Consider the following 13,132-nt stretch of genomic DNA (forward strand, 5'->3'; position numbering starts at 1 on the left):
CTGTTGGACTCGCCGCTCATATTGTACAAGCAACCGCCCGGCTTTTGGATCAACATCTTCTGAATGCCGGATTCTTGAAGGATTTACAACAAAACCGGAGACGAAAATGTCGGACGTCATCGAAGGCCGCCTCAAGGAACTTGGGTTTACGCTTCCTGTCGCGGCAGCACCAGCCGCAAACTACGTTCCGTTCACCATCAGCGGCAATCTGCTTTATGTATCGGGTCAACTGCCGATGGAATCGGGCAAGATTGCGGTGACCGGCCTTGTTGGCCGCGATGTCGACGTTGCGGGCGCCCAGCGCGCCGCCGAATTGTGCGCCGTCAACATTCTCGCACAGGTCAAGGCCGCTTTGAACGGCGACCTCTCGAAAATCCGCCGCGTTATCAAGCTGAACGGCTTTGTTGCGTCGGTTCCGGAGTTCGTGGAACAGCACCTCGTCATCAACGGCGCCTCCAATCTCATTGCCAATGTTCTCGGTGAGCCTGGCAAACATGCCCGTGCCGCTGTCGGCATGGCCTGCCTGCCCTTCAATGCATCAGTCGAAATCGACGCCATCGTGGAAATCGACGTATGACACTCAAGCTTTCCTGGCTGACGGCCCAGCCCGTCGCCCATCGCGGTTATCATGATCTCAACAAGGCGGTCTGGGAAAACACGCTTTCCGCCTTTTCACGCGCCATCGAGGCCGGTTTCGCCATCGAATGCGACGTGCAACTGGCGGCCGACAGCGTACCGGTGATCTTTCACGACGACGACATGGCCCGCCTGACCGGCATCAAGGGCGATGTGCGCGAACGTACGTCGGCCGAGCTGTTGCTGCTTGCGGTCGGCCAGACCGGTGACCGGGTCCCTACCCTCAAGCAGCTTCTGGCGCTCTGCGCCGGCAAGGTGCCACTGGTCATCGAGCTGAAAGGCCGCTCCGGCGAAGGCGTCGACGACGGTTTTGCCGAGGCGGTGCTGGAAGACCTCGAGGGTTACAAGGGTCACGTGGCGCTGATGAGCTTCGACCATCACCTGCTTAGGGATCTGAAGGCTGCGGGTTCGCCCTGGCCGCTCGGTCTCACGGCCGAAGGCGACAAGCCGGAAGACTTCTTCAAACATGACGAAGCGATGCAGCTCGGGCTTGATTTCATCTCCTATCATTGGGGTCATCTGCCCAACAGCTTCATCGAGGCGCAAAGAAAACTCGGGCTTCCGGTGATTACCTGGACGGTCAGGGATGAAAATGCGCGCGAGACTACCTATAAATATGCGGACCAGATGACATTCGAAGGTTTCGACCCGAGAGAGAACCCACCCGCCACGGCATGACTGAAGACTATTCCATCAGTATTGCGCAATCCTTCGCGGATATCGACCCGGAAAGCTGGAAACGGCTTTCCGGAGCCTCGCGCAATACATCAGGAAAAATCTATAATCCATTCATTTCCCATGAATTTTTATCATCCATGGAAGAGTCCGGGTCGGCGACAGCCAAAACCGGCTGGCTCGGGCACCATCTGCTTCTCGAAAACGCCTCCGGAACTCTCGTCGGCGCGGTGCCGGCCTATCTGAAGAATCACAGCCAGGGTGAATATGTTTTTGACCACGGCTGGGCGGATGCCTTCGAACGGGCCGGCGGTCATTATTATCCGAAACTGCAATGTTCGGTCCCTTTCACGCCGGCAACCGGACCGCGGTTGCTCGTCTGCGAAGACGAGGACGAGACACGTTTCAAAACACTCCTGGCCTCCGGTCTCGCGCAGGTGACGGAAAAGATCGGCGTCTCGTCGGCACATGTCACATTTCTGGAAGAGGACGATCTCTCCGCCCTTCTGCCCCGCGATTTCCTGCACCGGACCGACCAGCAGTTCCACTTCATCAATGACGGTTATCGTGACCACGATGATTTTCTCGACGCGCTTTCCTCACGCAAGCGCAAGGGGCTGAAGAAAGAACGCCGCGCGGCGCTGGAAAACGGCATCGAGATCGACTGGCTGACCGGCAGCGATCTGACCGAGGATATCTGGGACCAGTTCTTCGCCTTCTACATGGATACCGGCAGCCGCAAATGGGGCCGCCCCTATTTGACGCGGAAGTTCTACTCGCTGATCGGCGAGCGCATGGCCGATGATGTGCTGCTGGTGATGGCGAAACGCGAGGGGCGTTATATTGCCGGCGCGATCAATTTCATCGGCTCGGATGCACTTTATGGCCGCCACTGGGGCTGCATCGAGGATCATCCCTTTCTGCATTTCGAGGTCTGTTATCATCAGGCGATCGATTTCGCCCTCTCCAAGGGATTGAAACGGGTGGAAGCCGGCGCCCAGGGCGAACACAAGCTGGCGCGCGGTTACATGCCGGTCACTACCCATTCGGCGCATTTCATCGTCCATCCGGGCCTGCGCCGCGCCATTGCCGATTATCTTCAGCGCGAGCGCGAGGAAGTCGAGCATATCGGCGATTATCTTGATGAACACACGCCCTTCCGCAAGGGCGAGAGACAGGAACCGGACGTATAGTCCGCCATGAGGAGAGATCACGATGACGGCCAGCGCCTATGACGACAACAATATCTTCGCAAAAATCCTGCGCGGCGAAATTCCAAGCCACAAGCTTTACGAAGACGAGCATACGCTTGCTTTCATGGATGTGATGCCGCAGGCCCCCGGCCATCTGCTCGTGGTTCCCAAGACCGGCTCCCGCAACCTGCTCGATGCGGACCCGGACGTGCTGGCGAAGACCATTCCCGTGGTGCAGAAACTGGCCGTGGCGGCCAAGGAAGCCTTCGATGCCGATGGCGTCTTCATCGCTCAGTTCAACGAACCGGCGGCTGGCCAGACCGTTTTCCATCTGCATTTCCACGTCATTCCGCGCAAGGAAGGCGAGCCGCTGAAGCCGCATTCCGGCGTGATGGCCGATGGCGACGTATTGAAGGCCCATGCGGAAAAGATAAGGGCGGCGCTTGCTTCGTGATGTTTGCCTGGCAGGTGCGTCTCCTGCAAAGCCGTAGTACATCTCCACGCCGTCACCCCGGACTTGGTCCGGGGTCCAGTGCAATCAAGTCCTTGATCGCGAAAGAGCCTTCTCACGGCGCAGACGCGCCGTGGCCGCGTGCCGGATCCAGTCCGGCATAACGAAAATGGTGTTTTTCACTCGACAGGCCGATACGCATTCCTCTCCGGCCAAGGCCAGCCTTCAAGCACCGCCATATCCGGCCGGAATATTTCCACCTTCAGCGGATAACAGGCCGCCGTATCGCTCGAATGCGTGGCGCTGCAATCCCCCCCCGGGCAGGCGGAAAGCGCACCGATGAGGTCGATCTCGGCAAAAAGCTCCAGATAATCACCCGGCCGCACCGGGCTCGCCTTCATGAAATATTGGTGCGTATCGCGGGTGAAACCCGTGCACATGAAGACATTGAGGACGTCATGTACATGCGGCTCCGCCTGCCGAAACGACAGGCCCTTGGCGGAGGCCAGCGCATTGGTCAGATTGGAATGGCAGCAATGGTGGTAATCGCCACCGCTCAGGAGCTTGTTGGTATAGGGATCGCAGCGGGTGCCGATCACGTCATGCACACCGCCGCCATCCTCGTCAAAGCCATACCATGATAGCGTATCATGCGTGATCGTCGCCATCGGCCGCAGGGACGGCAGGTTGCTCCACAGCCGGTTGCCGACCGAAACATGCGTGGCGTGCAGGGCGCGGGTCTTGCCGCTGAAAAAGCGTTCGGTCAGATCATGGGCGTTCCAGAGGTTGAGGTCTCCGACCTGCGGACCTTCAACGCTTACGATGCGAAAGAAATGCCCCTTGGGAACATTGAAGGTGCGGCCGTCACGCGGCGGCACGATGACCTCATCGATCTTTTCCATGCCTTGTTTGGCTTCTTCCAGACGCGCGAGGTCTGGCATCTCAAGCGTACCGTTCGGATAAACGACAACAGGACGGACGGCGCGGCGTTCAGCGGCGTCGACGGGTTCGGCGGCGGGCATGGGGGTCATGAAATCCTCGGGGTAAGCAAAATCTCGAGGCGAAATTGCGCCATGCTTGCTCGCCTGACAAGACGGGTTCTTCTTGCGCTCAGCCCAAGTCTTACTTACCCTTGAGGGACCATGAAATTACCGCCGCTCACCACCCTTCGCGCATTCGAAGCCGCAGCCAGAAGAACGAGTTTTTCTCTGGCCGCACAGGAACTCGGCATGACGGCGACTGCCGTCAGCCAGCATGTGCGCAATCTGGAGGCCTGGCTCGGTGTGGCGTTGTTCGAGCGGCATGCGAGGGGCGTGAGGCTCACCCCGGCCGGGAGAGAATTCGGTACTACGGTTTCGACCGCCCTACGGCAGATCGCTTCTGGCGCCGCCCGGATCCGTCAGGGCCATGACCGCATGACCGTTCGCCTCGCCAGCCTGCCCTCTGTCGTGGCGCATTTTCTGACGCCCCGCCTGCCTCGCTTTCGGGCGCTTTACCCCGATATACAGGTATCCATCAGCTATTCCGGCGCGCATCACGCAATACCGGCCGATCTCACCATAGGACATGGCATCGCCTCCGGGGAAAATGCGGTAGCGCTTTTCAGCGCGGAGACGCGGCCGACATGCGCGCTAGGCTATGCCGCTAAATTCGGTCCTTTCGACAATGTTGACAGCCTGTTACGAGCGGAATTGCTGCATGACGACACCGAGGCGGCCTGGCAGAACTGGTTCGCAGCCGAGGGAATATCCCTGCCCGATAACGCAGGTCCGGTTTTCGCGGATTTCAATCTGCTCGTGACCGCTCTCAAAGCCGGTCAAGGCATCGGCCTCTGCCCGACAGCGCTGCTTCACGACGAGATTGCCACCGGTCAACTGACCGTGCTTTTCGACCGGGCGGCGGATACGGAGAAATATTACTGGCTGATGGAAGCCGAAGAGATAGCTGCACCGGCCCGGCTCCTTGCGGACTGGCTGGTGTCGGAGGCGCGCGACAGCCAGCGCGGCTATTCCGCCGCGACCACCTGACCGGGGATGGCAGCCGCCTCGCCCCCGCGTTCCCACGCTGAAAGCCAGTGGAGCAGACGGCCCGCGGCAATACAGACGATGACAAAAGCCACGAGACCGCCGAAAATATCCGAGAGATGGTGGCCGCCCTGCACAAGAACGGCTGGCAGCATCAACAGGTTCAATGGCAGGATCACCGCCATCGCAAGCCAGTGGCGCGGCACGAACCAGACGGACATGGCCGCCATGAAGATGTGGAACGAGGGAAAGCCGATGAGTCCAAGCACGTTTCTGGGCGAAAGATAGCCGACGCCCTCCGTCGCAAGACGGTTCAGTTCCTGACCATAGTCATTGCCGACAGCAAGGGGAATTGCCTCGGAAACCCATTCCGGCAGCTGAACATAGGCCGACGGTCCGAATGTCGGAAAAAATATCCAGAAGACGATACTTGCAGACGCCCCCAGCACCCCCGTCAGGAGAAAATGGTGGAGGAGCCGTTCCCTGCCGGTGAAGCCCAGCGTGAGGACGATAAGTAGAAGCTGGGGGAGTGACGTGGAATAAACGTGGAACAGAACGGTTCCTATCCATGGGTAGGTCGCTGCCCATACGACGATACCCGCCCAGCTATAACCAAGCGCCGTATCCACCCTGAAAAGCACATGATCGATTGTCGGAAAGGCGATAGGCAGGAACAGGTAGTTGAAAATCGACGCAGCGAGCGTGAACAGGATGAACAACCCGCTCGAAATCAGCGCGGTAGCGATGCGGAGATCACGTCCGCTTCTGCGATAGAATTGACCGAGCGTAAAAACACCAGCACCAGCGAGCACGCACAGGAAATATCCGGTGTAGTCGACGTGGATACCCTTGGCGGCGATCAATATGGCATCGACAACGAATAATAAGGCGATAAGGCCCAACAAAAAGCGCTCTGCCACCAATAATCGCATGGAATTTCTGCCCCTGCTCTGACAGCGGCAAGATAGGGCAAGCGGCTTAACATTCGGATAAAGCCAGCCTTAAAAACCGAGCGCGAACAATCCGCCCGCCAGAATGAGGACCGGCACAGCCACGCCGACGATGACACGCTGGCCCGCCATCAGAAAAGCGATGAAACCGAGCGTGGCGGCACCGATGCGCAGCCATAGCGGCGAGGCCTCAAGCGTGCCGGTTGGAAAGACGATCAGCTTGGCGGTGACGGCCATGACAAGTGCGGTGGCGACCGCCCTCACCCAGTGCAGCGCTTCGGAATCCTCCTTCAGGCGGTTGCCGGCGAGAACACCGAGCCAGCGCCAGAGATCGGTCGCCAGCCAGCCGGCGATCGCGATGAAGAGATAGGGCGCCCACCAATGTTCGGCCATCATGGTTCGCTCTCCGGTGAGACGGGTTTTATCCGGCGGCGGAAGACGAGGCGGTCGATCAGATAGGCCGCCGTGCCCCCGCCTATCCCGGCATAGAGAATATCGAATTCCGGTGCGATGACCGCAAAGGCCGGCCCGGCGACGACGCCGATGACGAAGGCGACCTTGACGACGGAATGACGGGCCGAAGCCCAGATCGACGCCACGAAATAGACCGGGGTTAGAAAAAACAGCACGCCGGCGACGAGCGGCGGAAAGGCGGCGACAAGGCCGTAACACAGGCCGACGATGATGGCATTGACCACGGTGAGCGTGATGCCAAAACCGGCGAACCAGACGGCGCGGGCTTCACGCGGCACCCTTGAGAGATTCTGCGTGGCAAAAACCCAGGCGGTGATTGCGACGAAATGCGAGAGGAACAGCAATATCCATGTCGGCGTCTTCGCGCCGCGCATCTCGGGAACGATGGAAGCGACCATCGGCATCATGCGGACCGAGGACAGCGTCACCGCCAGAAAACAGGCGGCGAGATTGGCGCCGCCAACCATGGAGCCGATCAGGATCATCTTGGCCGGCAATGCCCAGATGACAAGCGTCATGAACACGGCTTCACCGCGTGCGACACCGGATTCCAGCGCGAAGGCGCTGAAACCGACAAAAGATGTCATCAGAATGAGCGAAGGCAGCGAGAATATGCCCCGCATTCCCCGGAAAAACCAGCCGCTCAGGGGGATGGTGTCGCTGTCGGCAGTTTGCATTGCTGACCCATTCGTGCATGTCGCCCTAGAATGCCATGGCTCCGGGCAACATCATGCATAAAATAAAAATAAAACGCGCCGCAGTTATCTGGGAAAACGCGACGCGCCTCATACATGAAAATGCCGGGCTTTCGCCCGGCATCGGTTTATCGGTCAAAGACCACTATCATTTCTTCTTCGGCACTTTCGGCACCGCATTGGTCTTGCGCCGCGGCTTGTTGTCCTCGTCCGACTTGTCGGCCTCGGCAACAAGGACATCCGCCTCTTCATTGGCCTTCGCCGCCTTGGAAGCGGGTTTCGCTTTGGCCTTTGCCTTGCCGGGCGATTTGGCCGCCTTCAGCTCGGCCTCCGGCTGCGGCTTCACAGGCGCACTCTCGGGCAGAACCTCGAGGATCAGACCTTCGGAGCCGTCATCCTTCTTGCCGACGGTGACGCTGACGACGCCGCCCTTCTTGAGCTTGCCGAAGAGGATTTCATTGGCGAGCGGCTTCTTGATGTTTTCCTGGATCACGCGCGACAGCGGGCGGGCGCCCATCTTTTCGTCGTAACCCTTCTCCGCCAGCCAAGAGATCGCATCTTCATGCAGATCGAAGGTGACGTTGCGCTCGGAGAGCTGGGTTTCCAGCTGCATGACGAACTTCTGCACCACCTTGTGGATAACGGCGGTCGGCAGCGGCGAGAACGGAATGATCGCATCCAGACGGTTGCGGAATTCCGGGGTGAACAGGCGGTTGATCGCCTCTTCATCCTCGCCGGTGCGCCGCGAAGAGCCGAAACCGATGGCCGATTTCGCCATTTCGGATGCTCCCGCATTGGTCGTCATGATGAGGATGACGTTGCGGAAGTCGATCTTCTTGCCGTTATGGTCGGTCAGCGAGCCATGGTCCATCACCTGCAACAGGATGTTGTAGATGTCGGGATGCGCCTTTTCGATTTCGTCCAGCAGCACCACGGAATGCGGGTGCTGGTCGACGCCGTCGGTCAACAGACCGCCCTGATCGAAGCCGACATAACCGGGAGGTGCGCCAAGCAGGCGCGACACGGTATGGCGTTCCATATATTCCGACATGTCGAAGCGCAGCATCTCGACGCCGAGCGAGGCGGCAAGCTGCTTGGCCACTTCCGTCTTGCCGACGCCGGTGGGGCCGGAGAAGACATAGGAGCCGATCGGCTTGTTCGGTTCACGCAGGCCCGCACGCGCCAGCTTGATGGCGGTGGCAAGCGCTTCGATCGCCGTATCCTGACCATAGACGACGGAACGCAGTTCCTTTTCGAGATTGGCGAGAACCATCTCGTCATCCTTGGAGACCGTCTTCGGGGGAATGCGGGCCATCGTCGCGATGGTCGCCTCGATTTCCCGCTCGGTAATCAGCTTGCGGCGCTTGGAGGCCGGCAGCAGCATCTGCGCCGCACCGGTCTCGTCGATCACGTCGATCGCCTTGTCCGGCAGCTTGCGGTCGGAAATGTAGCGGGCCGACAGTTCCACGGCAGCCTTGATCGCCTCGTTGGAATATCTCAGGTGATGATAATCCTCGAAATAGGGCTTCAGGCCCTTCATGATCGCGATGGCGTCATCGATGGACGGCTCGTTGACGTCGATCTTCTGGAAACGACGGACGAGCGCGCGATCCTTTTCGAAGAATTGCCGATATTCCTTATAGGTGGTCGAGCCGATGCAGCGGATCGCGCCGGAAGACAGGGCCGGCTTCAAGAGGTTCGATGCATCCATTGCGCCGCCGGAGGTGGCGCCCGCACCGATGACGGTATGGATTTCGTCGATAAACAGAACAGCGCCCGGAAACTCCTCGAGTTCCTTGACGACCTGCTTCAGACGCTCCTCGAAATCACCGCGATAACGGGTTCCGGCGAGCAGCGTGCCCATGTCGAGCGAGAAGATGGTGTCATTGGCGAGCGCTTCCGGCACCTTGCCTTCGACGATGCGCTTGGCGAGGCCTTCGGCGATGGCCGTCTTGCCCACACCGGGATCACCCACATAAAGCGGGTTATTCTTGGAGCGGCGGCAGAGGATCTGGATGGTGCGGTTGACCTCCTCGTGGCGGCCGATCAACGGGTCGATCTTGCCGTTCCTCGCCTTGTCGTTGAGGTTGACGCAATAGGCCTTCAGCGCATCCTGCTGCTTCTTGGCGGAAGATCCCTCTTCCTCGGGATTGCTGCGGCTCGCCTTGTTTTCGCTTTCCGCTTCATCGGCACCGCGCGGCGTGCGCGTCTGCGACGTGCCCGGGCGCTTGCCGATGCCGTGGGAGATGTAGTTGACCGCGTCGTAACGGGTCATCTCCTGCTCCTGCAGGAAATAGGCGGCGTGGCTTTCGCGCTCGGCAAAAATGGCCACAAGCACGTTCGCACCGGTCACTTCCTCGCGGCCGGACGATTGAACATGGATGACGGCCCGCTGGATGACCCGCTGGAAGCCGGATGTGGGTTTGGAATCCTCGTCGTAACCGGTGACGAGGTTGGTCAGTTCATTGTCGACGTAATCGCTGACAGTCTTGCGCAGCGCATCGAGATCGACATTGCAGGCGCCCATCACGGCGGCGGCATCCGCGTCGTCAATCAGCGCCAGAAGGAGATGTTCAAGCGTCGCATATTCGTGGTGACGCTCATTTGCAAAGGTCAGTGCCTGGTGCAGCGCCTTCTCGAGACTTGGGGAAAAAGTTGGCACGTTGCGATCCTCATTTCTTTTCCATGACGCATTGCAGCGGATGCTGGTGCTGTCGGGCGAAATCCATGACCTGGCTTACTTTCGTCTCTGCGACCTCATATGTAAACACCCCGCATTCGCCCACGCCGTGCTGGTGCACGTGCAGCATGATGCGGGTTGCCGCTTCGCGATCCTTCTGGAAAAAACGCTCCAGAATGTGGATGACGAATTCCATGGGAGTGTAGTCGTCATTCAGTAAAAGAACACGGTACAAATTCGGTCGTTTCGTCTTTGGCTTGACGCGGGTGATAACAGACGTTCCGCGGTTGGTGCCGCCGCCGTCTTCCCCTTCGCCCTCGCCCTGCATGTAGATCGGCTTAGCGATCATCTTTCATCATTCTCCAAACTGTTCTCAAACCGACAGTTCTTTGCCAGGAGGGAGAACTTCGCCTCTTCATATCTAGGTCGTTAAGACGCGATTTTAAGCCCCTTGCGAAACGGTGCAATCACTATTGCGTTTGCGAAGAGGCAAACCTCGGGAAAAGTCCGGATGTAGAGGCCGTCTGCGGCGCAAGGTCGAACAAACAGGCGCGAACGGCGCAATGTGGGTCGCATGAAGGTCGGGTCGTCAGGGCAAATGGGCAGGCGAATCCGGTTCGCCTCTCCCCGGCCCTATTCCTTGTCGTCCAGCATTTCGCGAACGGCGATGGCAAGCTGCTTCAGCGAGAACGGTTTCGGCAGGAAGCCGAACTTTGCGTCCGCCGGCAGGTTCTTCGCGAATGCATCCTCGGCATAACCCGAAACGAAGATGAACTTCAGGTCCGGATAGGATTTGCGCAGCTCCCTCAAGAGCGACGGACCGTCCATTTCCGGCATCACGACATCGGAAACGACGATATCGACCTTGCCTTCCAGCTCCTCCATCACCTCCAGCGCCTCGGTGCCGGAGCCGGCCTCGTGCACGGTGTAGCCGCGGGTTTCCAGCATCCGCTTGCCGCCGCGCCGCACCGCCTCCTCGTCCTCGACCAGAAGCACGACGGCGGATTTGCCGGTCAGGTCCAGCGGCTCTTCCTTCACCGGCTCGGCTGCGACGACCGGCGCAAGCGCCGCCTCGCCGGGCAGCTGCCCGTTGGCCTGAACGGCTTCCACCACATGGCGCGGCAGGTAGATGCGGAAGGCGGTTCCCTTGCCCACTTCCGATTCGGGATAGATGTAACCGCCCGACTGCCTGACGATGCCATAGACCATCGACAGGCCAAGACCGGTGCCCTTGCCGACTTCCTTGGTGGTGAAGAAGGGCTCGAAAATCTTGTCCATGATTTCAGGCGGAATACCCGTGCCGTTATCGGCAACTTCCACCATCACCATGTCCTCGGCCGGGAATTCGGGACGGCCGAGCGCTGCGATTTCTTTCGCGTCGACGTTGCGCGTCCTGATGGTGATCTTGCCGCCGTCGGGCATGGCGTCGCGCGCATTGACACAGAGATTGATGAGCACCTGCTCGAATTGCGACAGATCCGTCTTCACCGGCCAGAGATCGCGGCCATAATCGACCTCCAGCTTGACATTGGTGCCGGAAATAAGCCTGTCCACCAGCATGCGCAGATCGCCGATCACATCCGTCAGGTTGAGGATCGCCGGACGCATTGTCTGCTTGCGCGAGAACGCCAGAAGCTGGCGCACCAGCACAGCGGCGCGGTTGGCGTTGCGCTTGATCTCCATGAGGTCGGCAAAGCTCGGATCGGCCGGACGCGCCTGCAGCAGCAGATGGTCCGACGACAGCAGGATGGCGGTGAGAACGTTGTTGAAGTCGTGGGCGATGCCGCCGGCGAGCGTGCCGACGGCATTCATCTTCTGCGTCTGCGCCATCTGGGTCTCGAGCGCCTTCTGCTCGGTCACCTCTATGGCATAAACGATAGCCACTTCTTCCGGGGCTTCATCGTCCTGATCGATCACGGCATTGACGTAGAAACGGAAATGCCGGCCCTCGTCGCTCGGATGGCGGGAATCGAAGGGCGCAATATCGCCCTGGCGATCCTTGGCTTCGGCCAGCGCCTGTTCGAGCCGCGGCTTTTCATTGTCGTGAAGAACGGTTTCGAGTGCGACGCCGCGGTCGATATCGTCACGCCCGACGACGCCGGAGAACAATTTCAGGAAAGGCGCGTTGATGCGCAGGATGCGGCCATCGCCGTCGAGCGAGGCAATCGCCATCGGCGTATTGTTGAAAAAGCGGGTGAAACGCATGGCGGAGGAAGATTCCGTATCCTCCTGGCCCTTCGGGCGCATCAGAACAATGGTGCGGCTTTCGCCCGGCGCACCGTCTTTAGAAGTGACCTGGTGCACGAGGCGGGCCGGCATGCTCTGGCCGTTCACCCGGCGCATGTCGAGATCGAGGATTTCGGTGCGTTTCGCCGTGCCCTGCGGATGCACCGATTCGATCAGCGCCATGCCCTCTCCGGCGACGATATCGGAGACCGTCATCGAACCCGGCGAAAACTGCGCCAGATCGATGCCGAGCCATTCGGACAGGGTGGCGTTCAGATAAACGATCTCGCCCTTGCGCCCGGCGGAAAAGAAGCCGGCCGGCGCGTGATCTAGATAGTCGATGGCGTTCTGCAATTCGCGGAAAAACCGCTCCTGATCCTCACGCTCAGGCGTGATATCGGCGATCTGGAAGACGTGCAGCCCCTCGCCGCCCGCATCCTTCAGCACCCGGCCCTTCAGCCTGTACCAGTGCGGTCCCGTGTTAGCGTCTTCGCCCAGCGGTTTCAGCAGCCGGAATTCCTCATAGCCATCGCGGCCTTCGCGCAGCACGTTGATGAGCCGGTAAAGCGCTTCGGTCGATTCCCGGCTGCGCGACAGAAGCGTCTCGAGGCTCTGGATATCGCTCGCCTTGGTGGTGCCGCTCATCCGGCAATAGGTGGCGTTGGCGTAAACCATATGCCCCTTGGTGTCGGTGATCAGCGTGCCTTCAGGATGGGCCGACAGGAATCGGCGGGCAAGCCCGTCGGATTGCGACTGCGGCATGACCTCGATGAAACCGATGATCGACGAGACCAGAAAAAAGATGCCCATCATGGCCAGCACGCCGAGAATGCCGAGCACGATTTCGTTTTCCAGCGAATCCTTGAAATAGACGAAGGCGGCAGCAGCCGCGATCAGAACCACCGCCAGAAGCAGAATGCGCAGGACCGTGCCGGAACGGGCGCGCCTGTCCACCAGCGGAAGGTCGTTGTCGCTTGTCTCGCGCACCCGTGTCATCTTGGCCTCGCAGTCGTGCAGGTCGTCATTCGGTCAGCCCTATTTTTCCTGACGGAATCGGGCGGCAGAATTTCTTGTAGCAACTCGCTTGACCGTCAAAAAGCTCCGCCGCGACACAAAGGCTTAAAAACG

Annotated in this window: 12 protein-coding genes; 5 read left to right on the forward strand and 7 right to left on the reverse strand. The window is 59.6% G+C overall.

Annotated elements, in window-relative coordinates; all coding sequences use genetic code 11:
* Positions 1-106 precede the first annotated feature (106 nt).
* Genes N5D22_RS12355 through N5D22_RS12370 form a run of 4 tightly spaced genes read left to right on the forward strand, consistent with a single transcriptional unit; the run spans position 107 to position 2,958 of the window.
* Complete coding sequence (locus N5D22_RS12355; protein ID WP_279655271.1) at positions 107-577, forward strand: RidA family protein; 471 nt, start codon at positions 107-109, stop codon at positions 575-577.
* On the forward strand, positions 574-1,314 hold the full coding sequence (locus tag N5D22_RS12360) for a glycerophosphodiester phosphodiesterase (protein ID WP_279655272.1): 741 nt from the start codon (positions 574-576) through the stop codon (positions 1,312-1,314). Before N5D22_RS12355 ends, N5D22_RS12360 begins: the two co-directional genes overlap by 4 nt.
* Entirely contained in the window at positions 1,311-2,504 is a 1,194-nt protein-coding gene (locus tag N5D22_RS12365) for a GNAT family N-acetyltransferase (RefSeq protein WP_279655273.1), read from the forward strand. The genes N5D22_RS12360 and N5D22_RS12365 overlap by 4 nt, the downstream gene beginning before the upstream one ends.
* 22 nt (positions 2,505-2,526) lie before the next feature.
* Positions 2,527-2,958, forward strand: coding sequence for an HIT family protein (locus tag N5D22_RS12370; protein ID WP_279655274.1), 432 nt, complete (start codon positions 2,527-2,529; stop codon positions 2,956-2,958).
* A 176-nt stretch (positions 2,959-3,134) separates the two neighbouring features.
* Here N5D22_RS12370 and N5D22_RS12375 read toward each other — a convergent pair whose 3' ends face one another.
* Complete coding sequence (locus N5D22_RS12375) at positions 3,135-3,986, reverse strand: urea carboxylase-associated family protein (RefSeq protein ID WP_279655275.1); 852 nt, start codon at positions 3,984-3,986, stop codon at positions 3,135-3,137.
* A gap of 111 nt (positions 3,987-4,097) precedes the next feature.
* Between N5D22_RS12375 and N5D22_RS12380 the strand changes: the two genes are divergently transcribed.
* Positions 4,098-4,982 (forward strand): LysR family transcriptional regulator, encoded by an 885-nt coding sequence (locus N5D22_RS12380; protein ID WP_279655276.1) that lies wholly within the window; start codon positions 4,098-4,100, stop codon positions 4,980-4,982.
* Here the strand turns inward: N5D22_RS12380 and N5D22_RS12385 are convergent.
* The 6 genes from N5D22_RS12385 to N5D22_RS12410 all read right to left on the reverse strand — a co-directional run bounded on the left by N5D22_RS12385 (position 4,961) and on the right by N5D22_RS12410 (position 13,000).
* Positions 4,961-5,911, reverse strand: coding sequence for a phosphatase PAP2 family protein (locus tag N5D22_RS12385; protein ID WP_279655277.1), 951 nt, complete (start codon positions 5,909-5,911; stop codon positions 4,961-4,963). The two genes, N5D22_RS12380 and N5D22_RS12385, sit on opposite strands and share 22 nt — an antisense overlap.
* Positions 5,912-5,980: 69 nt before the next feature.
* Positions 5,981-6,325, reverse strand: a complete 345-nt coding sequence (locus N5D22_RS12390) for an AzlD domain-containing protein (RefSeq protein WP_279655278.1) — start codon at positions 6,323-6,325, stop codon at positions 5,981-5,983.
* A complete protein-coding gene (locus N5D22_RS12395) occupies positions 6,322-7,080 on the reverse strand; it encodes an AzlC family ABC transporter permease (RefSeq protein WP_279655279.1) in 759 nt (252 codons plus the stop codon). The genes N5D22_RS12390 and N5D22_RS12395 overlap by 4 nt, the downstream gene beginning before the upstream one ends.
* Before the next feature lie 166 nt (positions 7,081-7,246).
* A complete protein-coding gene (gene clpA, locus N5D22_RS12400) occupies positions 7,247-9,760 on the reverse strand; it encodes an ATP-dependent Clp protease ATP-binding subunit ClpA (protein WP_279655280.1) in 2,514 nt (837 codons plus the stop codon).
* A 10-nt stretch (positions 9,761-9,770) separates the two neighbouring features.
* Entirely contained in the window at positions 9,771-10,127 is a 357-nt protein-coding gene (gene clpS / locus N5D22_RS12405) for an ATP-dependent Clp protease adapter ClpS (RefSeq protein ID WP_003502541.1), read from the reverse strand.
* A gap of 284 nt (positions 10,128-10,411) precedes the next feature.
* On the reverse strand, positions 10,412-13,000 hold the full coding sequence (locus N5D22_RS12410; protein ID WP_279655281.1) for a PAS domain-containing sensor histidine kinase: 2,589 nt from the start codon (positions 12,998-13,000) through the stop codon (positions 10,412-10,414).
* Positions 13,001-13,132: the final 132 nt, after the last annotated feature.

The sequence above is a fragment of the Agrobacterium sp. GD03872 genome, from assembly GCF_029840625.1.
GTDB lineage: Bacteria > Pseudomonadota > Alphaproteobacteria > Rhizobiales > Rhizobiaceae > Agrobacterium > Agrobacterium fabrum_A.